The organism is Streptomyces sp. 8N616 (assembly GCF_052246385.1).
Lineage (GTDB): Bacteria > Actinomycetota > Actinomycetes > Streptomycetales > Streptomycetaceae > Streptomyces.
Map to the genome: position 1 here is coordinate 26,997 of NZ_JBQQBY010000046.1, position 22,891 is coordinate 49,887.

The following is a 22,891-nucleotide window of genomic DNA, read 5'->3' on the forward strand; positions in this document are numbered from 1 at the left end:
CGGTCACCTTAAGGGGAGCCCTCTACTCCGTACACCGGGTCCGGCAATGCGGACGCGCCCCTTCCACACCGGGCCGCGGGCACTTCGGCTCGCCAGAGGCCTAGAGCGGGGTCACGTACGCGCCCGCGATGCCGCCGTCCACGAGGAACTCGGCCGCGTTGACGAAGGACGAGTCGTCGCTGGCGAGGAAGGCCACCGCCGCGGCGATCTCCTCGGGCTCGGCGAACCGGCCCGCGGGCACGTGCACCAGGCGGCGCGCCGCCCGCTCCGGGTCCTTCGCGAACAGCTCCTTGAGGAGTGGGGTATTGACCGGGCCAGGGCAAAGGGCGTTGACCCGGATGCCCTCGCGAGCGAACTGCACGCCCAGCTCGCGCGACATGGCCAGCACCCCGCCCTTGGATGCGGTGTAGCTGATCTGGGAGGTCGCGGCGCCCATCCTCGCCACGAAGGAGGCGGTGTTGACGATGGAGCCCTTGCCCTGGCGCTGCATGTAGGGGATGACGTGCTTGCAGCACAGGTAGACGGAGGTGAGGTTGACCTCCTGCACCCGCTTCCAGGCGTCCAGTCCCGTCTCGAGGATCGAGTCGTCGTCGGGCGGTGAGATGCCGGCGTTGTTGAAGGCGATGTCGACCGAGCCGTACGTGTCGTACGCGGACTTGAACAGCGCCTCGACCTGCTCGGAGTCGGTGACGTCGACGGGGACGAAGAGCCCGCCGGTCTCGGCGGCGGCCGCCTTGCCCGCGGTCTCGTCGATGTCGGCGCACACGACGCTCGCGCCCTCGGAGGCGAAGCGACGGGCGGTGGCCAGGCCGATGCCGCTGCCCGCGCCGGTGATCACGGCGGTGCGGCCGACCAGGCGGCGGCACACTGGGGTTCCCCCTGCCGTAGGCAAGGGACGGGTCGTCTGCTCGGTCACTTGCTCTCCTCGGTGCTGATGAACACGTTCTTGGTCTCGGTGAAGGCGGTGAGCGCGCCGGGGCCCAGCTCACGGCCGAGCCCGGACTCGCCGAAGCCCCCGAAGGGGGTCCAGTAGCGCACGCTGCTGTGCGAGTTGACCGACAGGTTGCCCGCGGCCACGGCGCGGGATACGCGGATGGCCCGGCCCACGTCGCGGGTCCAGAGGGAGCCGGACAGGCCGTACGGGGTGGCGTTGGCGAGTCGTACGGCGTCGGCCTCGTCCTCGAAGGGCAGGACCACCGCGACCGGGCCGAAGATCTCCTCGACGGCCACGGGGGCGTCGGGCGAGCCGGGGGCGAGGACGGTCGCCGGGTACCAGAAGCCCTTGCCCGCCGGGGCTTCACCGCGGATCGCGGCAGGGGCGCTCTCGGGGACGTAGGACCGTACGCGCTCCAGCTGGGCCGCGGAGATGAGCGGGCCCATCTGCGTGGCGGGGTCGGCCGGATCGCCGACCGTGAAGGCCTTCACCGCGGGCTCCAGCAGCTCCATGAACCGGTCGTGGACGCTGCGCTGGACGAGGATGCGGGTGCGGGCGCAGCAGTCCTGTCCCGTGTTGTCGAGGAAGGAACCGGGGGCGGCGGCCGCGGCCTGCTCGACGTCGGCGTCCGCGAAGACGATGTTGGGGCTCTTGCCGCCGAGTTCGAGGGTTACCCGCTTCACGCTCGCCGCGCACTTGGCCATGATCTGCTTGCCGACGGCGGTGGAGCCGGTGAAGACGACCTTGGCGACGCCCGGGTGCTCGACGAGGGTGTTGCCCGCGACGGGGCCCTCGCCGGGGAGGACCTGGAACAGGCCCTCGGGAAGCCCGGCCTCCAGGGCGAGTCCGGCCAGCCGCAGGGCGGTGAGCGGGGTCGTCTCGGCGGGCTTGAGGATCACCGCGTTTCCGGCGGCGAGGGCCGGGGCCGTGCCCCATGCGGCGATCGGCATGGGGAAGTTCCACGGGGCGATGACGGCGACGACGCCGAGGGGTTCGTGGAAGGTGACGTTCAGGCCGCCCGCCACCGGGATCTGACGGCCATTCAGGCGCTCGACTCCCCCGGCCGCGTAGTCGAGCAGGTCGCGGGCGTTGCCCGCTTCCCAGCGGGCGTTGCCGATGGGGTGGCCCGCCTCGCGGACTTCCAGCCTGGCCAGCTCCTCGAGGTGGTCGTCGACGGCGGACGCGAAACGGCGCAGCTGGCGGGCCCGGTCGCCGGGCGGCAGGGCCGCCCAGCCGCGCTGGGCCTGCGCGGCGCGGGTGACTGCGGCGTCGACGTCCTGCGGGGTCGCGGCCGCGATGGTGGCGACCGGCTCCTCGGTCGCCGGGTTGATGACGTGAAGCTCGTGCAAGGTCTCTCCTGTGGTTCGCTCCGCCGCCCACGGCACCCTGGGGTTCCCGTTTCATACGCGGCTGCACGCCGGTGGCCGGTTGTGCCCACCCGTTCCGCCCGCGGAACGAATGCACACAACCGGCTACATCCGCTCGAAGGAGCGGAAGCGCTCCCAGTCCGTGACGGCGGTGTCGTACGCCTCCTGCTCGATGCGGGCCATGTTGAGGTAGTGCTCCACCACCTTGTCGCCGAAGGCGGCCCGGGCGATCGGGCTCGCGGCCCACAGCTCGGCGGCCTCGCGGAGCGTCGCGGGCACGTGCTCGGCGTCACCCTTGTAGGCGTTGCCGGTACACGCCTCAGGGAGCTCCAGCTCCTGCTCGATGCCGTACAGACCCGCCGCGACCATGGCCGCCACCGCCAGATACGGGTTGACGTCGCCGCCCGGGAGGCGGTTCTCCAGGCGGTGGGAGTGCCCGTGGCCGATGACGCGCAGAGCGCAGGTGCGGTTGTCGGGTCCCCACGCGACGGCGGTCGGGGCGAAGGAGCCGGGCCGGAACCGCTTGTAGGAGTTGATGTTCGGTGCGTAGAAGAGCGTGAAGTCGCGCATGGCGGCGAGCTGTCCGGCGAGGAAGTGCCGCATGGTCTTCGACATGCCGTACGGGCCCTGGTCGTCGGCGAGCACGGGCTCGCCGAAGTCGTCGCGCAGCGAGAGGTGGATATGGCAGGAGTTGCCCTCGCGCTCGTCGTACTTGGCCATGAAGGTGAGCGCCATGCCCTCCTGCGAGGCGATCTCCTTGGCGCCGGTCTTGTAGATGGAGTGCTGGTCGCAGGTGGTGAGGGCGTCGGCGTAGCGGAAGGCGATCTCGTGCTGGCCGAGGTTGCACTCCCCCTTCGCGGATTCCACGATCATGCCCGCGGCGCCCATCTCGTTGCGGATGCGGCGCAGCAGGGGCTCGACGCGGCCGGTGCCGAGGACGGAGTAGTCGACGTTGTAGAGGTTGGCCGGGTTCATGCCGCGGTAGCCGCGGGCCCAGGCGTCCTCGTAGGTGTCCTTGAAGACCATGAACTCCAGCTCCGTGCCCGCGTACGCGGTCCAGCCGTGCTCGGCGAGGCGGTCGAGCTGGCGGCGCAGCACCTGGCGGGGCGAAGCGGCGACCGGGGCGCCGTCGTGCCAGGCCAGGTCGGCGGTGAGGAGGGCGGTACCGGGGTTCCAGGGGGTGCAGCGCAGGGTGGCGGTGTCGCCGTGCATGGCGAAGTCGCCGTAACCGCGCTCCCAGGAGGACATGGCGTAGCCGTCGACGGTGTTCATGTCGGCGTCCACGGCGAGGAGGTAGTTGCAGCCTTCGGTGCCATGGTCCAGGACGTCGTCCAGGAAGAAGCGGGCGGCGAACCGCTTGCCCTGGAGCCTTCCCTGCATGTCGGTGAAGGCGAGGACGACGGTGTCGATCTCCCCGGCGCCGACGAGTCGCCGGAGCTCGTCGACGGAGAGCGGGGGTGTGCGGTCTGCCACGGGAATGCCTCCTGTCGGTGCAGCCGGGAGGCCATAAGGTAGTCCTGTAGACCATTGATTGGGAAGGGCTTCGATGGGCGACATGCAGGAGGTGCGCTCCGCGGCGGACCGGCTGGCGCCGGTGCTGCGGCCGGTGCGCGCGGGCAACGGGTTCGAGGAGGCGCTGGAGCAGATACTCCAGGTGCTGCGGCTCGGCCTGGTCCCGTACGGCGAGCGGCTGCCGGCGGAGCGCGAACTGGCGGAACGGCTGGGGGTGAGCCGGGTGACGCTGCGCGAGGTACTGCGGGTACTCCAGGACGAGGGCCTGGTGGAGAGCAGGCGCGGCCGGTACGGGGGCACATTCGTCCTCCAGCGGCCGGGCGGCGAGACCAGGGGCGGCGGGGCCGAGGACGAGCTGCGGCGGCGGATCGAGAAGGTCGACCTCGAGGACACCCTGCGGTTCCGGGAGGTCCTGGAGGTGGGCGCGGCCGGTCTGTGCGCGGCGCACGGGCTGCCGGAGGAGCAGGCGGACCGGCTGCGGGCCGCGCTGGACGCGACGCACGAGGCACCGCTCTCCGACTACCGGCGGCTGGACACGCTGCTCCACCTCACCCTGGCCGATCTGTCGGGATCGCCCTCGCTCGCCGCCCAGTACGCGGCCGTCCGCGCCACCGTCAACGACCTGCTGAACTGCATACCGCTGCTGGTGCGCAATCTGGAGCACTCGCAGCAGCAGCACACCGCGCTGGTCGGGGCGGTGCTCGAGGGGGACGCGGACGCGGCGCGCGAGGTGATGCGGGAGCACTGCGCGGGTACGGCGGCGCTGCTGCGTGGCTTCCTGACGTGAGCGTGCGGACGGGTCCGTTCCCGAGCACCGTCCCGGCAGCCGAGGCCGTTTCGTAACCGGTGTTTAACGCATGCCCCTTGCGTACGGCCGCACCCCGGGGCAATGGTATCGCCTCAAACCTTTAATTCCAGGCAGGCCCCAGCCTGAGGAGGCGTCTGTGTCCATCGACAAACACGCGACGGAGCCGGAGCAGGAACATCGGCCGTCAGGCGACGAACAACGTCTGCACGAGCTCGGGTACGCCCAGGAACTCGCCCGTTCGATGTCGGCGTTCTCCAACTTCGCCATCTCTTTCACCATCATCTCGGTCCTCTCCGGCTGCCTGACGCTGTACGGCTTCGGGATGAACACCGGAGGACCGGCCCTGATCACCTGGGGCTGGCCGCTGGTCGGCATCATGACGCTGTTCGTGGGCCTGGCCATGGCCGAGGTCTGCTCCAGCTACCCGACAGCGGGCGGCCTGTACTACTGGGCGGCGAAGCTGGCCCCCAGACACGGCCCGGCGTGGTCGTGGTTCACCGGCTGGTTCAACTTCCTCGGCCAGGTGGCGGTGACCGCGGGCATCGACTTCGGAGCGGCGTTCTTCCTGAACGCGCTGCTGGATCTGCAGTTCGGCTTCGCCGCCACCCCGGAGCACACGATCATGCTGTTCGGTCTGGTGCTGGTGGCGCATGGCCTGCTGAACACCTTCGGCGTGAAGCTGATCTCCCTCCTCGGCAACGTCAGCGTGTGGTGGCACGTGGTGGGCGTGCTGGTCATCGTGGGCACACTGGTCGTCGTGCCGTCGGAGCACCAGTCCGCCTCCTTCGTCTTCACGCACTTCGTCAACAACACCGGCTGGCACTCCGGCCTCTACGTCGGACTGCTGGGCCTGCTGCTCGCGCAGTACACCTTCACGGGCTACGACGCCTCGGCGCACATGACCGAGGAGACGCACGACGCGGCCAAGGCCGGCCCGCGGGGCATCGTGATGTCGATCCTCGTCTCCCTGGTCGCCGGCTGGATTCTGCTGGTCGGCATCACCTTCGCCATCCAGGACTACGACGGCGCGCTGAGCAGCGCGACCGGCGTCCCGCCGGCGCAGATCTTCATCGACGCGCTCGGCGTCACCGGCGGCAAGCTGCTCCTGCTCATCGCGATCGGCGCCCAGTTCTTCTGCGGCATGTCGTCGGTCACGGCCAACTCACGGATGATCTACGCCTTCTCCCGGGACGGCGCCCTGCCGGGCTCGCGGGTGTGGCACCGCATCAACAAGCGGACCAAGACCCCGACCAACGCGGTCTGGCTGGCCGCCGGGGGCGCCTTCCTGCTGGGCCTGCCGTACCTGTGGAACGCCACGGCGTACGCGGCCGTCACCTCGATCGCCGTGATCGGCCTGTACATCGCTTACGTCCTGCCCACGTTCCTCCGCCTGCTGCAGGGCGAGCGGTTCCAGCGCGGCCCGTGGCACCTCGGCCGCTGGAGCAGGCCCGTCGGCGTCATCGCCGTCGCGTGGACGGTGGTCATCTCCGTGCTCTTCATGCTGCCGACGACCAGCCCGGTCACGGCGGCCACCTTCAACTACACCCCCCTCGCCGTCGTCATCGTCCTCGGCTTCGCCGGTACCTGGTGGCTGGTGTCGGCCCGCAAGTGGTTCACCGGCCCGAAAGTCCAGGGCACACCCGAAGAACTGGCCGCCATCGAGCACGAACTGGAATTCTGAGGGGCGACCGGACGGACGACCGTTGGACAGGGGAAGCAGCGTGGCCAAACCCGTGATCGGCCTGAGTACGTACCTGGAGCCCTCGGTGCGCTGGGGGGTCTGGGATCTGCCGGCGGCTGTGCTGCCCGCCGGGTACCACCGCCTCGTACAGCACGCGGGTGGTCTGGCCACGCTGCTGCCACCGGACGACCCGGAGCAGGCCAGGGCGGCGGTGGCGCTGGTCGACGGGCTCGTCATCTCGGGCGGCCCGGACGTGGAGCCCGAACGGTACGGGGCCGAGCCGCACCCGCAGACCGGGCCTGCCTACCGGGAGCGGGACGCCTGGGAACTCGCCCTGATCGAGGCGGCGCTCGCGACCGGCACGCCGCTGCTCGGGATCTGCCGCGGGATGCAGTTGCTCAACGTCGTCCTCGGCGGAACGCTCATGCAGCACCTGCCGGAGTCGGTCGGGCACGACGGGCACTGCGGGCCGCCCGGGGTGTTCGAGCACCACGAGGTCAAGCCGGTGCCCGGGACGCGGCTCAGCGAGGTGCTGCCGGAGGCGATGGCCGTGCCGACGTACCACCACCAGGCGGTCGACCGGCTCGGGCGCGGGCTGCTGGCCTCCGCGCACGCGGAGGACGGCACGCTGGAGGCGGTGGAACTCAGCGATGGAAGTGGCTTCGTCCTGGCCGTGCAGTGGCACCCGGAGGCGGGCGAGGACCTGCGGCTGATGGAGGCGCTGGTGGCGGCGGCTCAGTCGCTGTGAGTTCCGGTTGAGGTCAGACTCCGGCCGGTTGCCCCTGTTCATCCTCGCCCGGGCACCGCATCATGGCGCGTACATGCCAGGCGCACACACATGCCAACTCACCGGGGCCCTGACCCTCCCCGGTGCGAGGGAAACGGGTGGCCGTGACAAAGTCCGTCATCAGGTCGGCGCTGGCCGCCGCCGTACTGGGCCTTCTGGTGGGGGCTGCGGCCGTTCCGCGCGCCGGGGCCGAGCCGCCGGCCGCGCACGCCGCCCGGCCCTCCGGAAGCTCCTCCGACACTCCCCCCGACAGTCCCTCCGGAGGTTCTTCCGCCGTACGGCCCGCTGAGGCCTGGACGCCCCCGTTGAGCACCAGAGGGCGCTACATCGTCGACGCCGACGGCCACCGGTTCAAGCTCAGTCCGGGAACTGGCACGGCGCGAGCGGCACGTGGACCGGCTCCGGCAGCCCCGACGACCCGGCCCGCAACCACGCGGGCGAGAAGTCCGACCGTATGCCGCTCGGCCTGGACCGGGCCCCGGTCGGTGAGATCGTGGCCGGATTCCGCGAGCTGGGACTGAACAGCGTCCGGCTGCCCTTCTCCAACGAGATGGTGCACGACCGGCGGCCGGTCCCCGACGCCGCGGTGGCGGCCAACCCGGAGCTCCGGGGCAAGACCCCCCTCCAGGTCTACGACGCCGCAGTCAAGGCGCTGACGGACGCGGGCCTCGCGGTGATCCTGAACAACCACACCAACACTTCGCGCTGGTGCTGCGGCGTGGACGGCAACGAGCGCTGGAACGCGAGCCAGAGCGACGCGACCTGGGAGAGCGACTGGCTGTTCATGGTGCGCCGCTACCGGCACAACGCGCGCGTGGCCGGCGCCGACCTCTACAACGAGGTGCGCCGCTCCGTATGGGACGACCCCAACTGGGGCCTGGGCGACCGGCACGACTGGTTCGCCGCCTCCCAGCGGCTCGGCGACCGCATCCTCCAGGAGGGCAACCCGGACCTCCTCGTCATCGTCGAAGGCATCAACTGGACCGGCATCCCCGTCGACGGACTCGCCCACGGGCGCCCCACCCTCGAGCCCGTCCAGCGGCTCTCGCACACCCTGGTCACATCCGGCAAGCTCGTGTACTCGGCCCACTTCTACGACTACACGGGACCGAACCACAGCGGCGCCACCGGCGCCGGAGAGACCTCCGACCCCCGCTACCGGGACTTCAGCAGCGCCGAGCTGTACGACGTGCTGCACCGGCAGGCCTTCTACGTCACGTCCGTGCGCGACCGGCACTTCACCGCCCCCGTGTGGATCAGCGAGTTCGGGGCCGGCGGGCGGGAGGAGACCGGCGAGAAGCAGCGGGCCTGGTTCCGCAACTTCGTCGACTATCTCGTCGAGACCGACGCCGACTTCGCGTACTGGCCGCTCGTCGGCTGGCACGAGAACCGCAAGGGCAACGGCTGGGCCCTGCTGCACTGGAACGCGGCGGGTGAGCGCATGGGCCTGTTCGACGGTGACGACTGGCGCGCCTCCGCCTGGCTCCGGCTGATCAACTCCCGGGGAAAGACCGGCGAGGTCGAACCGGTCGACCGCTGGTCCATGCTGAGCCCCGACCACGGGGACTTCGTCCAGTCGCTGCGGATGCGCGCGCTGCCGGACTGGGACTCCGGCGCGCGCAAGGCGGCGTGCCCGGACGGGCAGCGGCTCGCCGGGCTCAGCCACACCGGGAACCGTGGGCTGTGCACGGACGCAGGCGCCCGCGGCCTCTGGCCCGCGGGGGGCGGGCACGAGGTCGTCCGCGACGAACGGTACGTCGAACCGGGCGGCGGCGACTGGGCCTCGGGGTACACCAAACTCCAGTGCCCGGCCCGCCACTTCCTCATCGGCTACAGCGTGCGCGGAGCCGCCGTCTCCGCCGCCCTGTGCGCGGAGGCGGGCACGGCGTTGGGCACGAACGGCCGGACGGTGTGGTTCGACCGGGGCGACGACCGGCCGGCGGCGGCCAAGGGCGGCGACTTCGCGTACGGCCGCTATAAGGGCCAGTGCGCGGACGACGAGTACGCGGCCGGGGTCGCGTACACCGGGCGCGTGGGATCGTCGAAGACACCGGATGCGCTGCTCTGCAGAAAGCTGGGGTGAGCGGCGGGGCGGGGGGGGGACACCGCGGGGAGCCGTACGGCCGTCAGCGCGCCCGGCGCGTGAGGGACAGCAGGTCGCGGGCCGGGCCCGCAGGGCGGCGGCCAGCGGGCCAGACCGCGCGCAGATCGCGGCGCAGCGGGACGCCCTCGACGGCGATCTCGACCAGCCGGTGGGCGGCGAGCTCCTCGCCGACGGCGAGTTCGCTGAGGACGGACGGCCCGGCGCCGCTCAGCACGGCGGCCTTCACGGCCGTGGTCGAGGCCAGCTCCAGCAGGGGTTCTGCGAGCCCGCCGTGGGCGGCGAGAGCCGCGTCGAGGACCTGGCGGGTGCCGGAGCCGCGCTCGCGCAGGATCAGCGGAGTCGCGGCCAGTTCGTCCGCACCGACCGGACTACGGCGGCGGGTCCAGCGGTGGACGGGGGCGGCGACGAGGACGAGCCGGTCGTGTCCGATCACGGCGCCGTCGAGGCCCCGCAGCGTGTCGAGGCCCTCGACGAAGCCGAGGTCGGCGTCGTCGGAGAGGAGCCGCTGCGCGACGGCGGCGGAGTTCCCCGCGAGCAGCGACACGGCGGTCCCGGGGCGCTGTGACCGCAGCGCGATCAGCCAGCCGGGCAGCAGGTACTCGGCGATGGTCATGCTCGCTGCCACCCGCAGCCGCGAGTCGCGGCGGGCGCGCAGCGCCTGTGCCCCGGCGTCGAAGGCCTCGGCGGCGTCGACGATCCGGCGCGCCCAATCGGTGACGAGCACACCGGCGTCGGTGAGCCGGGAGCCGCGCGGGGACCGGTCCACCAGCGCCACGCCCAACTGCCGTTCCATGGAACGGATACGGCTGCTCGCGGCGGGCTGTGTGATCCCGAGCTCCCCGGCCGCGCGCCCCAAGCTGCCCAGCCGGGCGACCGCGAGCAGCAACTCCAGCGCGCCCAGGTCGGGAACCCGGTGGGCGAGCGGCGCGCCGGGTACGGCGGCCTCGCGCCGCCGCTTCCCGGCAGTCGGCTCGGGCGGGTCCTCGGGGACTCTGGGCCGCTTACTCATAAAGCCAGGTTATGCCCTCATAGCCCGGTGGTCCCTGGTGGGCGGGCCGGGCGCCCGCGAGGGTGCTCGCATGGCCACCCTCGCGCAGTCCCGCCCCCGTCCCCTGTCCGGCGCTGGGCCGGCGCCCGCCCCCGAGCGCCGGGCGCGGGTCTCGGTGCGCGAACTCGGGCCCAACTGGTACGCGACCGTCATGGGCACCGCCATCGTGGCCACTGCCGGAGCCGGTCTGCGGGTCGGCTCCCCCGGCTCCCCCGGCTCCCCCGGCCTGCCCGCCCCGCCCGCCCTGCGGGCCGTATCCAGCGCCGTGTTCACCACCGTCATCACCGCCGTGTGGGCGCTCGCCGCGCTCATGCTCGCCGCGCTGCTCCTCGCGCGCGCCGCGCACTGGATACGCCACCGCGACCGGGCCCGCGCCCATCTCCTCGACCCCGCGATCGCGCCCTTCTACGGCTGCCCGGCCATGGCGTTCCCCGCGGTCGGCGCCGCGACGCTCCTCGTGGGGCGCGATCTCATCGGCGGACCCGCTGCCCTCGCCGTGGCCGCCGCGCTGTTCACCGCGGGGACGGCCGCCGGCCTGGTCACCGCGGCCGCGATCCCGTATCTGATGGTCACCCGGCACCGGATCGGGCCCGGCGACGCCTCCCCCGTGTGGCTGCTGCCCGTCGTCGCGCCCATGGTGCCCGCGGCGCTCGGCCCGCTGCTCGTACCGCACCTGCCCGCGGGCCAGTGGCGGGAGGCGATGCTGCTCGGCTGCTTCTCGCTCTTCGGCATGAGCCTGCTCGCCACGCTCCTGCTCCTGCCCCTGATCGTCGCCCGGCTGCTCCACCACGGCCCGCTGCCGCCCGCCCTCACCCCGGCGCTCTTCCTCGTGCTCGGGCCCCTCGGCCAGTCGGTGACCGCGGCCGGTCAGCTCGCGGAGGCGGCGCGCGGCGGCGCGGTCCGGGCTCCGTACGCCGAGGCGCTGGGCGCGTTCGCGGTGCTCTACGGCGTGCCGGTGCTGGGGTTCGCCCTCCTCTGGCTCGTCTTCGCCGCCGCGCTGACCGTACGGGCAGTGCGGCGCGGGATGCCGTTCTCGATGACGTGGTGGGCGTTCACGTTCCCGGTCGGCACCTGTGTCACGGGCGCCGAGGCGCTGGCCCGGCACACGGGCCTCGACGCGTACGGCTGGTCGGCCGCGGCGCTCTTCGCGCTGCTCGTGGCGGCCTGGGCCGTCGCCGGATTCCGCACGTTGCGTGCCACGCTCAGCGGCCGGCTGCTCGCAGCGCCGCGCCGATGACGTCCGGGGCCTGCGCCAACGACGGCCCGTACCAGGTGAGATGGCGGCCGCTGACGAGCGCGCACGGCAGGCCGGGGAAGGCCTCGGGGCCGTCGCCGGCCCCGAAGGCGTACGGCTCGTCGGGCAGCACGGCGAGGTCCGCGCCCGCCGCGTTGAGTTCGTCGAGCCGGATCTTCGGATAGCGGTCGGCGTGCCCGGCGTAGATGTTGTCGACGCCGAGTCGCGCGAGGAGGTCGCCCGCGAAGGTGTCGCGGCCGAGGACCATCCACGGCCGCCGCCAGACCGGCACGACGGCCGTCAGCCGGTCCCCGGGCGGCCGCACGTCCTGCCAGGCGGCCTCCGCCTCGTCCAGCCATCGTGGCCGGGCCAGCCCGCAGCCGCGCACCAGCACCCGCACCAGCTCGGCGAACGCCTGCTCCAGCGTGCGCACTTCGGTGACGAGGACCTCGAGCCCCGCGTCGCGCAGCGCGGCCAGGTCGGGCTCGCGGTTCTCCTCCTCGTTCGCGATCACCAGGTCGGGGGCGAGCCCGATGATCGCGGGCACGTCGGGGTTCTTGGTGCCCTTGACCCGTGCCACGTCGAGGCCCGCCGGGTGGCTGCACCACGCAGTGGCGCCGACCAGCAGCCCGGGCGCGGTGACAGCCACGGCCTCGGTGAGGGAGGGCACGAGCGATACGACGCGCATGCGATCACCCTACGCACGGGGCGCGGAATCCTGGGGGCGCGGAATCCTGTTGTCCACAGGCACATTGATCATCTGCGTACAGGCGTTACGCTGGCCGTGCAGCTGGTTCGCCCCGCCCCCCAGGCGGGAGCGTCGCAAGAGGGAATCCGGTGGGAATCCGGAACTGCCCCGCAGCGGTGAGCGGGAACGACCGCCGTCTTACGCACTGGACGCCCGGCGTCCGGGAAGCGACGGCCAGTAGGTGCCTGGCAAGATCATCAGGCGCGCCCGCGAGTCCGAAGACCTGCCACTGCCCGTGCCCCGCCGTGGGGTGCGGCCAACCGGGACCTCGAGGGCGGGTCGGCGGCGGCAGGGGCGTACGGCGTACGTACGAGCGTTCCCGTCTTCGCGTGCTCCGCCTTCCCGAGGTCGCTGACGAACTCGCGAAGGAGAGTTCCGTGACCGACTCACAGACCGCGCAGACGGCACAGACAGCGCAGACCGCGACATCGCCGCAGACCGCGCAGGCCCCGCACACCGCACGCGTGCGGGCGACTCTGCACGGCTACCCCCGGCAGGGCCCCGACCGGGAGCTGAAGAAGGCCGTCGAGGGCTACTGGGCAGGACGCATCACCCAGGAGGGACTGCTGCGCACGGCGGCCGCGTTGCGCGCCGGTGTCCGGCGCGAGCTGCGCGACGCGGGCATCGACGAGATCCCCACCGGCGATTTCTCGCTCTACGACCACGTCCTCGACGCCGCATGGGCCGTTGGCGCCGTCCCGGCCCGGCACCGCGCGGCCGGACTCGGCGAGCTGGACACCTTCTTCGCCATGGCCCGTGGCACGGCGGATGTGCAGCCGCTGGAGATGACCAAGTGGTTCGACACCAACTACCACTATCTCGTACCGGAGTTGAGCCAGGACACCGTCTTCGCCCCGGACTCACGCAAGCAGGTGGGGGAATTCGCCGAGGCCCGGGACGCGGGGTTCACCGCCCGCCCCGTGCTGCTCGGGCCGGTCAGCTTCCTGCTGCTCTCCAAGCCCGCCCCGGATGCCGCACCGGGCTTCCAGCCGCTGACTCTGCTGGACCGGCTCCTGCCGGTGTACGCGTCGCTGCTCGCGGATCTGCGGGAGGCCGGGGCCGAGTGGGTGCAGCTGGACGAGCCCGTCCTCGTCCAGGACCAGCCGGGCGCGGTGCTGAGCGCGACCGCGCGGGCCTACCGCGACCTGGGCGCCGTGCCCGCGCGGCCGAAGCTGCTCGTCGCCTCGTATTTCGACGGGCTCGGCGAGGCGCTGCCGGTGCTCGCGGACTCCCCGGTCGAGGGGTTCGCCCTGGACTTCACCGGACCGGCCGCGGCGAATGTGGACGCGCTCGCCGCCATAGGAGGTCTGCAGGACCGCCGCCTGATCGCGGGCGTGGTCGACGGCCGCAACGTCTGGGCCGCCGATCTGGAGCAGGCACTCGGCACCCTCGCGACGCTGCTGGGCCTGGCCGGGCGGGTGGACCCCGCGCCTTCCTGCTCGCTGCTGCATGTGCCGCTGGACGCGGCAGCCGAGCGGGAGTTGGACCCCCAGGTCGCCCGCTGGCTGTCCTTCGCGCGGCAGAAGACGGCTGAGGTCGCGGTCCTCGCCCGCGCCCTGAACGACGGCCGGGACGCGGTGGCCCCGCAGCTCGCCGCTGCCCGTGCCGCGCGCGCCTCGCGTGCCGGTTCCGCCCTCACCCGCGACGCGGCCGTACGGGAGCGCTGCGCGGCGGTGACGGCTGCGGACACCCGGCGCCCGCAGCCGTACGAGGTACGGGCCGCCGCCCAGCGCGCCCGGCTCGGCCTGCCTCCGCTGCCGACGACCACGATCGGCTCCTTCCCGCAGACCGCCGAACTCCGAGCCGCCCGCGCGGGCCTGCGGACCGGCCGCCTCACCGAGGACGAGTACCGGGAGCGCATCGAGCGGGAGATCCGGGACGTGATCGCCTTCCAGGAGAAGGCGGGTCTGGACGTACTGGTGCACGGCGAGCCCGAGCGCAACGACATGGTGCAGTTCTTCGCCGAGCAGCTGAACGGCTTCCTGGCGACCCGGCACGGCTGGGTCCAGTCGTACGGCACCCGCTATGTCAGGCCGCCGATCCTCGCCGGGGACGTGTCGCGGCCCGCGCCCATGTCCCTGGAGTGGACGCGCTTCGCCCAGTCCCTGACGGAGCGTCCGGTCAAGGGCATGCTCACAGGTCCTGTCACCATGCTCGCCTGGTCCTTCGTACGCGATGATCAGCCGCTCGCCGAGACCGCCCGGCAGGTGGCCCTCGCCCTGCGCGACGAGGTCGCCGACCTGGAGGCGGCGGGCACGGCGGTGGTGCAGGTCGACGAGCCCGCGCTGCGCGAGCTGCTGCCGCTGCGGCGGTCCGCGCGGGCCGGGTATCTGGCGTGGGCCACCGAGGCGTTCCGGCTCACCACGGCCGGGGTCCGGGCCGACACGCAGGTGCACACGCACATGTGCTACGCGGAGTTCGGCGCAATCCTGCCCGCCATCGAGGCCCTGGACGCGGACGTGATCAGCCTGGAGGCGGCGAGGTCCCGGATGGGCATCGCGGGCGAGCTGGCGGAGGCGGGCTATCCGCGCGAGGTGGGCCCGGGTGTGTACGACATCCACTCGCCGCGCGTCCCGTCCGCCGGGGAGATCGCGGATCTGCTGCGGCAGGCGCTCCGGGCAGTGCGACCGGAGCGGTTGTGGGTCAACCCCGACTGCGGGCTGAAGACCCGCTCGCCCGAGGAGGCGGACGCGGCGCTGGAGAACATGACGGCCGCGGCCCGCGAGGTGCGGTCGTCCCTCGCGGCCTGACGCCGGGACCGGCGCGGCGCGCCCGGTCGTCTTTTCCCACCCCGCCCGCCCTTGAAAGGGCGGGCGGGGTGGGAAGAGTTGGGCGCGCCGCGGCGTTCCTCAAGCCCACCGTCCAGAGCGAGCAGTGATCCCGCAGCATCTCGGCGAGCGCCTGCTCCTCGTCGCGCACCGTGGGCCGAAGCAGGAAAAAGCATTCCGAGGCGATACGGCAGCGCCCCGCACCGCCAGCTCAAGGCCGGTACGGCATCATGCGGAGTGTGACCCGACGCCTGATGCTCCTCGACTCCGCCTCCCTCTACTTCCGCGCGTACTTCGGCGTGCCGGACTCGGTCAGGGCACCGGACGGCTCGCCGGTCAACGCGGTGCGCGGACTGCTGGACTTCATCGCCCGGCTCGTCCAGGACCACCGCCCCGACGACCTCGTGGCCTGCATGGACGCCGACTGGCGCCCCCACTGGCGGGTCGAGCTGATCCCCAGCTACAAGGCGCACCGGGTCGCGGAGGAGGTGCCGGAGGGCTCCGACATCGAGGAGGTCCCGGACACGCTCTCCCCGCAGGTGCCGGTGATCGAGGCGGTGCTGGACGCGGTGGGCATCGCGCGCGTGGGCGTGCCCGCGTACGAGGCGGACGACGTGATCGGCACACTGACCGGCCGTGCCACCGGACCCGTCGACATCGTCACCGGGGACCGTGACCTCTTCCAGCTGGTGGACGACGGGCGCGGGGTGCGCGTGCTCTACCCGGTGAAGGGCGTCGGGACGCTCCAGCCCGTCGACGAGGCGTGGCTGCGCGCGAAGTACGGCGTGGACGGGCCGGGGTATGCGGACCTGGCGCTGCTGCGCGGCGACCCGAGCGACGGACTGCCCGGCGTCCCGGGCATCGGCGAGAAGACCGCCGCCAAGCTCCTCGCCGAGTTCGGCGATCTGGCGGGGATCATGGCCGCGCTCAGCAACCGGATGGCCAAGATCAGCCCGGCGCAGCGCAAGCGCCTTGACGAGGCGCGGGACTACATCGCGGTCGCGCCCAAGGTCGTACGGGTCGCCTCGGACGTACCGCTTCCGGACTTCGACCCCGCGCTGCCGCGCACGCCGCGCGACCCCGACGCCGTGCTGGCGCTGGCCGAGCGCTGGGGGCTCGGCGGCTCACTGCAGCGGCTTCTCACCGCGCTCCAGCATTGATCCTGTTAGGTTAGGTCTACCTAACCAACGTTGGTGTGAGGCAGGGGAGGCCGCCGTGGCAGATCGTCCGGCTCGTAAGGCACCGAAGCTCAACCGCGCTCGTGTGGTGCGTACGCAGCAGCTCACGCCACACATGGTGCGCGTGGTGCTGGGCGGCGAGGGCCTGACCGGATTCGGCGCGGGCGAGTACACCGACCACTACGTCAAACTGCTCTTCCCGATCGAGGGCGTGGCGTACCCCGAGCCGTTCGACATCGAGGCGGTCCGCCGCGACCTGCCGCGCGACCAGTGGCCCCGGATGAGGACGTACACGGTGCGCAGCTGGGACCCGGAGGCGCGCGAGCTGGCCCTTGACTTCGTGGTCCACGGCGACGAGGGCGTGGCGGGACCGTGGGCGGCGAGCGTGAAGCCCGGCGAGGAGATCTTCTTCTCGGGCCCCGGCGGGGGCTACGCGCCGGACCCGGCCGCCGACTGGCACCTCCTCGTGGGCGACGAGAGCGCCCTGCCCGCCATCGCCGCCGCGCTGGAGCGCATTCCCGCCGGCTCGCAGGTCCGCGCCTTCGTGGAGGTGGCCGGGCCGGAGGAGCAGCAGGAGCTGGCCGTTCCGCCAGGCGCGGAGGTCGTCTGGCTGTTCCGGGGCGGCGCGCCGGTGGGCGAAGCCCTGGTGGCGGCCGTACGGGCGCTGGACTTCCCGCAGGGCGAAGTGCAGGCGTTCGTGCACGGCGAGGCCGGGTTCGTGAAGGAGATCCGCCGCCTGCTGCGGGTCGAGCGGGAAGTGCCGCGCGAGCGGCTGTCGATCTCCGGCTACTGGCGGCGGGGGCACGACGAGGACGGCTGGCAGGCGTCCAAGCGCGAGTGGAACCAGCAGGTGGAGGCGGAACAGGAGGGAACCCCCGCCTCCGCATCCTGAGGGCCGGGGGCCCGGCGGCGTCTCTTTCAGACGGGCGGTCAGGGAGACCTGATTCAGCCGCCGCCGCTTCACTTCTCCAGGCAGGTCTGCTCGTACGGAATCCCGGGCGCGTAGTGCTTCCACTGCTCGCGTGTCAGGCCGCTCCCCGTGATCTCGCAGGCCATGCCGTGGGGATCTGCGGCTACGGCGGGGAGCACGCCGAGGTCCCAGACCTCGGCCCCGTCGCCGGCACCGGCCACCATGGTGCGGCCGTCCCTGGTGAAGTGGAAAGCGTCGACAACTTCCGTGTCGGAGGGCAGCGTCAGCGCGCGGACGGCGCGGCTGGGCTGCCCGATGTCCCACACTGCGGCTGTCTCTTCCGTGCCGACTGCCAGCAGCCTGCCCTCCGGGTGGAAGCCGAACGTAAGCTGACGAACGGAATCCGCGCCCTGGAAAGCAGCCAGCTTCCGGGGGTGGGTCTTCGAGCGCGCGTCCCACAGCACCACGCTCTCGTCCGACCCCTCGAGCACGCTCCCGCTGGTGGCCAGCATCGTGCCGTCGCGGCTGAGCACTCCCCCGCCACCTTTCACTTGATGCGTGTCGGAGGCGCCGATCAACGAGGTCGCGGTGCCCGACATGACCAGGGTGGAGTCGGGGCCGTAGGAGAGGGTGGTCGACAGATTGCCGCCGTCGAGGCGGCCGCGCGGCTTCGGAGGGTCATGGCCGGCGTCCCACACGAGCGTCCAGCCGTCGCCCCAATCGCTGAAGAGAAACTTGTTGCCCGTCGCGGCGAGGGTCCTGCCGCGCGGCGCGAAAGCCAGTGAGCCTACGGAGGTCGGCCGCTTCAGCGTGGCTGTGCGATACGGATGGCGGCGGTCGGTGACGTCCCACAGGAGGATCCGTCCGTCGTCCCCGCCGCTGGCGAGCATGCCGCTGTCATGGCTGAACCCCACGGTGGTGACGGCCTTGCTGTGTCCTTTCAGGATGGCGAGTCGGACGGGTTTGCGTCGGTCGGTGATGTCCCACAAGGTCACCTGCTCATCGACGCCGCCCATGGCGACGGTGCGGCCGTCCGGACTCAGCGCCGTTGCCTTGACCGCGTAACCCGCGGGGGGCAGTTCTGCCAACCGGGACGGGACTGTCGCAGACAGCCGCCAACGCATGACCGCTCCGTCGAGATCGAGCGTGACCAGTTGGTCGCGGCGGGGCAGGAAGGCGATCTCCTCGACCCAGTCGGTGTGCCCCTCCAACTGCGCCTTCTGCTTGGGCTCTGAGGGCTTGGCGGTATCCCACAGGACGACCCTGCCGTCCTCGTGTCCGGACGCCAGCGTCGCTCCGTCCCCGCTGAACGCGAGTGCATTGACGGAGGACCGCGCCCCGTTGAGCGTGGCCAGGTGACGCGGAGCCCTGCCGGGGCTGTTCTGCCACAGCGTGGCGCTGCCTCGGTGGCCAACAGCGAAAGTGCCGCTGTCGGGGCTGAAGACCGGGCCAGCGTCCCAGTTGTCGATCCTGCCGAGCCTCGCCGGCAGCTGCGGATTCCGGAAGTCCCACACCGTGAGTCCGCTGCGGTGGGTGATCGAGTCCTTATCCACCGGTTCCTCGCTCGCCCGTACCGTTCCCGATGTCGTCACCAGCGTGCGCCCATCCGGGCTGAGTACGGCATCTGTGGCGTCCTCGAGGCCCGTGCGGGAGACCCGATCGCGCGGCCGGTCCGGGTCGCGGATGTCCCATACGGTCAGCCGTCCGTTCTTGTCCTCCTCGCCCACCGTGACCAGGCTGTGCCCGTCGGGGGCGAAGGCCACGCCCGTTACCTCTGCCGGGCCCGGCAGCGCGGCGCGTTCACGCGGCCTGCTCGGTGTGCTCACGTCCCACATCCGTACGCCGTGCTTGCTCTCGGCAACGGCCAGCAGCTTTCCGTCCCGGCTGAACTCCACCTGTCCCGTGTCAACCGTCGTGGCCCCGAGGCGGGCCACGGGCGAGTCCCGGTCTGCTCGCGTCAAGTCCCACAGCTGGAGCGTCTCTTCCTCGTCGGGCGCCGCCAGGAGCCTTGCGTCCCGGCTGAGCGCCGTGTCACCGAGGGTGTCGAGCCGCCCGAGGGCGGTGGTGCCCCGGTACCGCGTCCGCATCAGTGTCGTGACAAGACCGCCCCGGGTCTCGTCCGTCGGCCTCAGCGCCTCTGCCGCCAGGCCCAGTTGCAGCGCCTTCCTCGGGTCGCTGTCGCGCAGGGTCTCCGCCTCCGCCAACAGCGCTCGGAGCGAGGCAAGGCCCCGCTGCTCCTCGGCTGCCTTCCGCTGGCGTTCGGCCTCCTCGCGCTGCCGCCGGGCCTCCTGGCGCTGACTGACGGCCTCCTTGCGCTGCTGCTCCGCCTGATAGCCCGTGATCAGCGTGGCGATCAGCGCCAGCACCAGCACGACCACGCCCGCGCTCAACATGCGGATGGTCGTCCTGCGCTGCCGTACGTCCTCGCTGTCCAGCTCGTCCTTGGGTACACCGTGCAGCGGGGCGGCGAGTGAACCGACCGCGCTGCGGAACCGGGCATTCTGGAGGGAGAGCTGCGCTTCGGTGTGCGCCCAGCTGAGGTCGGTCCACAGTGGTTCCGCCGCGAACCAGCCCCGCAGCGCCTGCGGGAGAGCATTCGTACGATCCCAGTCGAAGTCGCCCGTGCTGTCGTCCCAGTGGATCGCTCCGCCGGTCAGGACGATCAGGAAGGTGCCGGGCTCGCGCTCGCGACGCCAGAACGCTACCTCCCTGCCCACCCACTCCGAGGCGGCCGACTCGCGAGACGCCATGAGGATGAAGTGGGCCGACTCACGCAGCGCCTTCTCGATGCTCCCCCAGAGGTCCTCGGTGACCGCCAGACTGGACTGGTCATAGAACACCCGCAGAGCGCGCGGCCGGTTCCAGGGCCGGGCCAAGCGGTGCAGGCCGCGCTGGAGTGCGGGAGCGAGGCTTCCGTCGACCGCGTGGCTGTACGAGATGAACGCGTCGTAGGCGTGCGGCGGAGTCGTGCCTCCCGGGCCCGGGTCCGCCTGCTGCTCGTCGTTCACGGTTCCCCCTCTTTCTCCCGGCCGGGACGGGGCCGTCGCCCGGCGACGGGCTGCTTCACGCCGCGCGGCCCCTAGCCACCGTGGGAGGCCCGCCAGAGTGTGTGTTCGCGGGAAATGGCCTCCTCCGCGTCGGCGACGAAGGACGCCCACGCCTCCTCCGTCGGCTCCTCGGGCATACGGGCGACGATCGCGGACAGCTCGTGGCCCGTCACCGCGTACGCCGTCGCCAGATTCTGATGCTGTTTGGTCTGCACCCAGGCCGCGCCCGCCGCCGCCAGCGCCGCGGCGAGCCCCAGCAGATCCACCTCGACCAGGCCCGCGGCCCTGGCGATCCCCGCTGCCATTCCCACCAGTTCCAGCACGGCGAGGGTGACCGACCACCGGGTGGCGGCGCGGGCATTCCAGCGGGCCTTGTGGCGGTACCAGTCGCGCTGGCTGTTGATGCGGTGCTCCAGATACAGCGCGCGGCGCTGGTCGAGAGGTAGTTCCCGCAACCGCCTCATCGCCGCGGTGATCTGCTCCGGAGTACCCCGGTCCGGGATGAGCCAGAGCGGCTGGACGTCGGCCTCGATCTGGGCGAAGCGCTCCAGGAGCAGCGCGTCGACGCGCCCCCGGTCGGCTGCCTCCTTGCCGAGCGGTGAGCCGCCGACCAGATACCGCCAGGTCAGCGTCTTCGTGGACTCGGCGACGGCCCGCCCGGTGTACCACTGTCTGTCGGGCCGCTCCTTCAGCAGATACACCTCGCTGACCAGGGCGGACGCAAAGGCCACGGCTGCCAGGACGGCGGCCACGTCCGTGTTCCCCGCCCGCCAGGCGAACAGTCCGAACAGCGCGGCGGCCACCAGCGAGCCGAGTTGCAGCCTCGTCGTACGAAGGTACCTGCGCTGCCCGCTGAGGGAGTTGGCGTCGGCGGCACGATGGAGCGCCGGGAAGTCGCTGTACTCGATGCTCACCACCGGCATACGGCCCGTCACGCAACCCCCTCCCCCAGCAGGCGCCCGAACGCGCAACAGAATACTCGGGCCTGCCTCAACGCGCCTTCCATCCAGCCGCGTTGGGGACTGTGCGGTCGGCCCTCCCGCTCGCCGTGCTCAGCCCGGCACTGCACACGCGAGGCGACCGCAGACCCCAGGTCGCGCGCCGCGGCTGTGCTCCGCGCACAACCGGTGTCGCCGGAGTCGTCGCCCGCGCCCATGGGCCCGCGACGCCGCGCGTTCGTACCGTCTCTCATCACAGCGCGGCAAACGGACTGTGGTGGAGGACGACATGCACTTTGCGGAGCTGCCCGATGTACGTGCAGCGCAGAGCCCCGATGCCCCGAGCGTCGCCGACGATTCGGTGCGCCTGGGCAATGCCGGCTTCCTGGCGTGGGTCAAGGCGACCGCGGCGTGTTTGCGGGAGCGCGGGATCGGGAGCGGCGATGTGGTGGCGGTGATGCTGTCCAATCGCGTCGAATTGGTGGTGACGCTCTTCGCGGCGTGGCGGCTGGGGGCGGCGGTGACCCCGGTGAATCCGGCGCTGACCGCCGCCGAGGCCGAGTATCAGCTCGCCGACGCCGCCGCCAAGCTCGTCATCGTCCAGGACGGCTGCCCGGCTCTGACCGCGGATACGGTCGATGCGGCCGATCTTCGCAGGGCCGCAGAAGCCGGAGGCCCCCTCAATCCCGCGGCCGAGGCGGGCGAGGCCGGCGAGGTGGACGAGGCCGACGCCCGGCCCGATGCGACACCATACGAACGCGATGCGCTGGCCCTGCTGATCTACACGAGCGGCACGACCGGAAAGCCCAAGGGCGTCATGCTCTCCCACGCCAATCTCTCGGCGATGTCGACGATGATGATCGAGGTGTCGCAACTCGGCGAAGACGACCACAGTCTGCTCATCCTCCCCCTCTTCCACGTCAACGGCATCGTCGTCAGCGTGCTGTCGCCGCTGCTCGCGGGCGGCAGGGTCACCATCTCCGGCCGCTTCAAGGCCGAGACGTTCTTCCGGACCATCGAGGCCGTACGGCCGACCCGCTTCTCGGCCGTACCGGCGATCTACGCGATGCTGGCAGCGCTTCCCGAGTCGGAGCGGCCCGACACCTCTTCCGTCCGTTCCGCGGCGTGCGGGGCCGCGCCGATGCCGGCCGAGCTCATCGAACGGTTCGAGAGCCGCTACGGGATCCCGGTCGTGGAGGGCTACGGCCTGTCGGAGGGCACCTGCGCGTCAACGGTGAATCCCATCGATGGCCTGCGCAAACCCGGAACGGTGGGTCTGCCCATGCCGGGCCAGGAGGTCGCCATCATGGATTCCTCGGGCCGGCTGCTGCCCCAGGGGTCCATCGGTGAAGTCGTTCTCCGCGGCCCCAATGTGATGCGCGGCTACCTCAACAAGCCCGAGGAGACCGCCCGTACGGTCGTCGACGGCTGGCTCCACACCGGCGACGTCGGCCGATTCGACGAGGACGGCTATCTGGTGCTCGTCGACCGCATCAAGGACCTGATCATCCGCGGTGGGGAGAACATCTACCCCAAGGAGATCGAGTCGGTGCTCTACGGCCACCCGGGGGTGTTCGAGGCCGCGGTCGTCGGGGACGCGCACGAGGTGCTCGGAGAGGTGCCCGTGGCCTTCGTCGCACTGCGTCCGGACGCGGCCGTCACCACGGAGGACCTCCTCGGGCACTGCCGCGGCTCGCTGTCCCGCTTCAAGCTCCCCGACCGCGTCATCGTACGGGAGACCCTGCCCAAGAACCCCGTGGGAAAGATCGACAAGCCCGCTCTCCGGACGGTGCTGACCTCCTCCGCGTCCCCGGCCGCCTGAGCCGC

At 72.0% G+C, this 22,891-nt stretch carries 15 protein-coding genes, 1 pseudogene and 1 riboswitch; of the genes and pseudogenes, 9 read left to right on the top strand and 7 right to left on the bottom strand.

Features of this window, described 5'->3' with window-relative positions:
* Positions 1 to 100 precede the first annotated feature (100 nt).
* From ACTWQC_RS31370 to ACTWQC_RS31380, 3 genes are all read right to left on the bottom strand, one after another.
* Positions 101 to 916: a 3-oxoacyl-ACP reductase gene (locus ACTWQC_RS31370; protein ID WP_443319230.1), complete on the bottom strand. Its 816-nt coding sequence runs from the start codon at positions 914 to 916 to the stop codon at positions 101 to 103.
* Positions 913 to 2,283, bottom strand: a complete 1,371-nt coding sequence (locus ACTWQC_RS31375) for an aldehyde dehydrogenase family protein (protein WP_443319231.1) — start codon at positions 2,281 to 2,283, stop codon at positions 913 to 915. The genes ACTWQC_RS31370 and ACTWQC_RS31375 overlap by 4 nt, the downstream gene beginning before the upstream one ends.
* Positions 2,284 to 2,406: 123 nt before the next feature.
* A complete protein-coding gene (locus ACTWQC_RS31380; RefSeq protein ID WP_443319232.1) occupies positions 2,407 to 3,774 on the bottom strand; it encodes a glutamine synthetase family protein in 1,368 nt (455 codons plus the stop codon).
* Positions 3,775 to 3,847: 73 nt separating this feature from the next.
* Between ACTWQC_RS31380 and ACTWQC_RS31385 the strand changes: the two genes are divergently transcribed.
* The 4 genes and pseudogenes from ACTWQC_RS31385 to ACTWQC_RS31400 all read left to right on the top strand — a co-directional run bounded on the left by ACTWQC_RS31385 (position 3,848) and on the right by ACTWQC_RS31400 (position 9,172).
* A complete protein-coding gene (locus ACTWQC_RS31385; RefSeq protein WP_443319233.1) occupies positions 3,848 to 4,600 on the top strand; it encodes a FadR/GntR family transcriptional regulator in 753 nt (250 codons plus the stop codon).
* 262 nt (positions 4,601 to 4,862) lie between these two features.
* The gene (locus ACTWQC_RS31390; protein ID WP_443319254.1) at positions 4,863 to 6,302 is read left to right on the top strand and encodes an amino acid permease; all 1,440 of its coding nucleotides are present in this window, start codon (positions 4,863 to 4,865) and stop codon (positions 6,300 to 6,302) included.
* A gap of 40 nt (positions 6,303 to 6,342) precedes the next feature.
* Positions 6,343 to 7,050, top strand: coding sequence for a gamma-glutamyl-gamma-aminobutyrate hydrolase family protein (locus ACTWQC_RS31395; RefSeq protein ID WP_443319234.1), 708 nt, complete (start codon positions 6,343 to 6,345; stop codon positions 7,048 to 7,050).
* Between the two features lie 194 nt (positions 7,051 to 7,244).
* Positions 7,245 to 9,172, top strand: a pseudogene (locus tag ACTWQC_RS31400) (glycoside hydrolase family 5 protein).
* Positions 9,173 to 9,215: 43 nt separating this feature from the next.
* Here ACTWQC_RS31400 and ACTWQC_RS31405 read toward each other — a convergent pair.
* Entirely contained in the window at positions 9,216 to 10,202 is a 987-nt protein-coding gene (locus ACTWQC_RS31405) for a LysR family transcriptional regulator (RefSeq protein WP_443319235.1), read from the bottom strand.
* 70 nt (positions 10,203 to 10,272) lie between these two features.
* Between ACTWQC_RS31405 and ACTWQC_RS31410 the strand changes: the two genes are divergently transcribed.
* The gene (locus ACTWQC_RS31410; RefSeq protein WP_443319236.1) at positions 10,273 to 11,478 is read left to right on the top strand and encodes a TDT family transporter; all 1,206 of its coding nucleotides are present in this window, start codon (positions 10,273 to 10,275) and stop codon (positions 11,476 to 11,478) included.
* Here ACTWQC_RS31410 and ACTWQC_RS31415 read toward each other — a convergent pair.
* Positions 11,444 to 12,163 (bottom strand): helical backbone metal receptor, encoded by a 720-nt coding sequence (locus ACTWQC_RS31415; protein ID WP_443319237.1) that lies wholly within the window; start codon positions 12,161 to 12,163, stop codon positions 11,444 to 11,446. The genes ACTWQC_RS31410 and ACTWQC_RS31415 overlap by 35 nt on opposite strands.
* 85 nt (positions 12,164 to 12,248) lie before the next feature.
* Positions 12,249 to 12,468: riboswitch (cobalamin riboswitch) on the top strand.
* Between the two features lie 219 nt (positions 12,469 to 12,687).
* On the opposite strand from ACTWQC_RS31415, the gene metE reads away from it, so the two are divergent.
* From metE to ACTWQC_RS31430, 3 genes are all read left to right on the top strand, one after another.
* Positions 12,688 to 14,973, top strand: a complete 2,286-nt coding sequence (metE, locus tag ACTWQC_RS31420; RefSeq protein ID WP_443319255.1) for a 5-methyltetrahydropteroyltriglutamate--homocysteine S-methyltransferase — start codon at positions 12,688 to 12,690, stop codon at positions 14,971 to 14,973.
* Positions 14,974 to 15,245: 272 nt separating this feature from the next.
* Entirely contained in the window at positions 15,246 to 16,151 is a 906-nt protein-coding gene (locus tag ACTWQC_RS31425; RefSeq protein WP_443319256.1) for a 5'-3' exonuclease, read from the top strand.
* 55 nt (positions 16,152 to 16,206) lie between these two features.
* The gene (locus ACTWQC_RS31430) at positions 16,207 to 17,061 is read left to right on the top strand and encodes a siderophore-interacting protein (RefSeq protein WP_443319238.1); all 855 of its coding nucleotides are present in this window, start codon (positions 16,207 to 16,209) and stop codon (positions 17,059 to 17,061) included.
* 68 nt (positions 17,062 to 17,129) lie between these two features.
* Here the strand turns inward: ACTWQC_RS31430 and ACTWQC_RS31435 are convergent, their stop codons facing one another.
* Both ACTWQC_RS31435 and ACTWQC_RS31440 read right to left on the bottom strand, forming a co-directional pair.
* Positions 17,130 to 20,087, bottom strand: a complete 2,958-nt coding sequence (locus tag ACTWQC_RS31435) for a TIR domain-containing protein (protein WP_443319239.1) — start codon at positions 20,085 to 20,087, stop codon at positions 17,130 to 17,132.
* Positions 20,088 to 20,158: 71 nt separating this feature from the next.
* Positions 20,159 to 21,061: a DUF4231 domain-containing protein gene (locus tag ACTWQC_RS31440; RefSeq protein ID WP_443319240.1), complete on the bottom strand. Its 903-nt coding sequence runs from the start codon at positions 21,059 to 21,061 to the stop codon at positions 20,159 to 20,161.
* 292 nt (positions 21,062 to 21,353) lie between these two features.
* On the opposite strand from ACTWQC_RS31440, the gene ACTWQC_RS31445 reads away from it, so the two are divergent.
* Positions 21,354 to 22,886: a class I adenylate-forming enzyme family protein gene (locus ACTWQC_RS31445; RefSeq protein ID WP_443319241.1), complete on the top strand. Its 1,533-nt coding sequence runs from the start codon at positions 21,354 to 21,356 to the stop codon at positions 22,884 to 22,886.
* The last annotated feature ends 5 nt before the right edge of the window (positions 22,887 to 22,891 follow it).

Bases quoted from the DNA above. Each gene is read 5' to 3' on its own strand.
- ACTWQC_RS31405 (WP_443319235.1), bottom strand. From the start codon at position 10,202: ATGAGTAAGCGGCCCAGAGTCCCCGAGGACCCGCCCGAGCCGACTGCC.
- ACTWQC_RS31445 (WP_443319241.1), top strand. From the start codon at position 21,354: ATGCACTTTGCGGAGCTGCCCGATGTACGTGCAGCGCAGAGCCCCGAT.
- ACTWQC_RS31415 (WP_443319237.1), bottom strand. From the start codon at position 12,163: ATGCGCGTCGTATCGCTCGTGCCCTCCCTCACCGAGGCCGTGGCTGTC.
- ACTWQC_RS31390 (WP_443319254.1), top strand. From the start codon at position 4,863: ATGTCGGCGTTCTCCAACTTCGCCATCTCTTTCACCATCATCTCGGTC.
- ACTWQC_RS31385 (WP_443319233.1), top strand. From the start codon at position 3,848: ATGGGCGACATGCAGGAGGTGCGCTCCGCGGCGGACCGGCTGGCGCCG.
- ACTWQC_RS31425 (WP_443319256.1), top strand. From the start codon at position 15,246: ATGCTCCTCGACTCCGCCTCCCTCTACTTCCGCGCGTACTTCGGCGTG.
- ACTWQC_RS31410 (WP_443319236.1), top strand. From the start codon at position 10,273: ATGGCCACCCTCGCGCAGTCCCGCCCCCGTCCCCTGTCCGGCGCTGGG.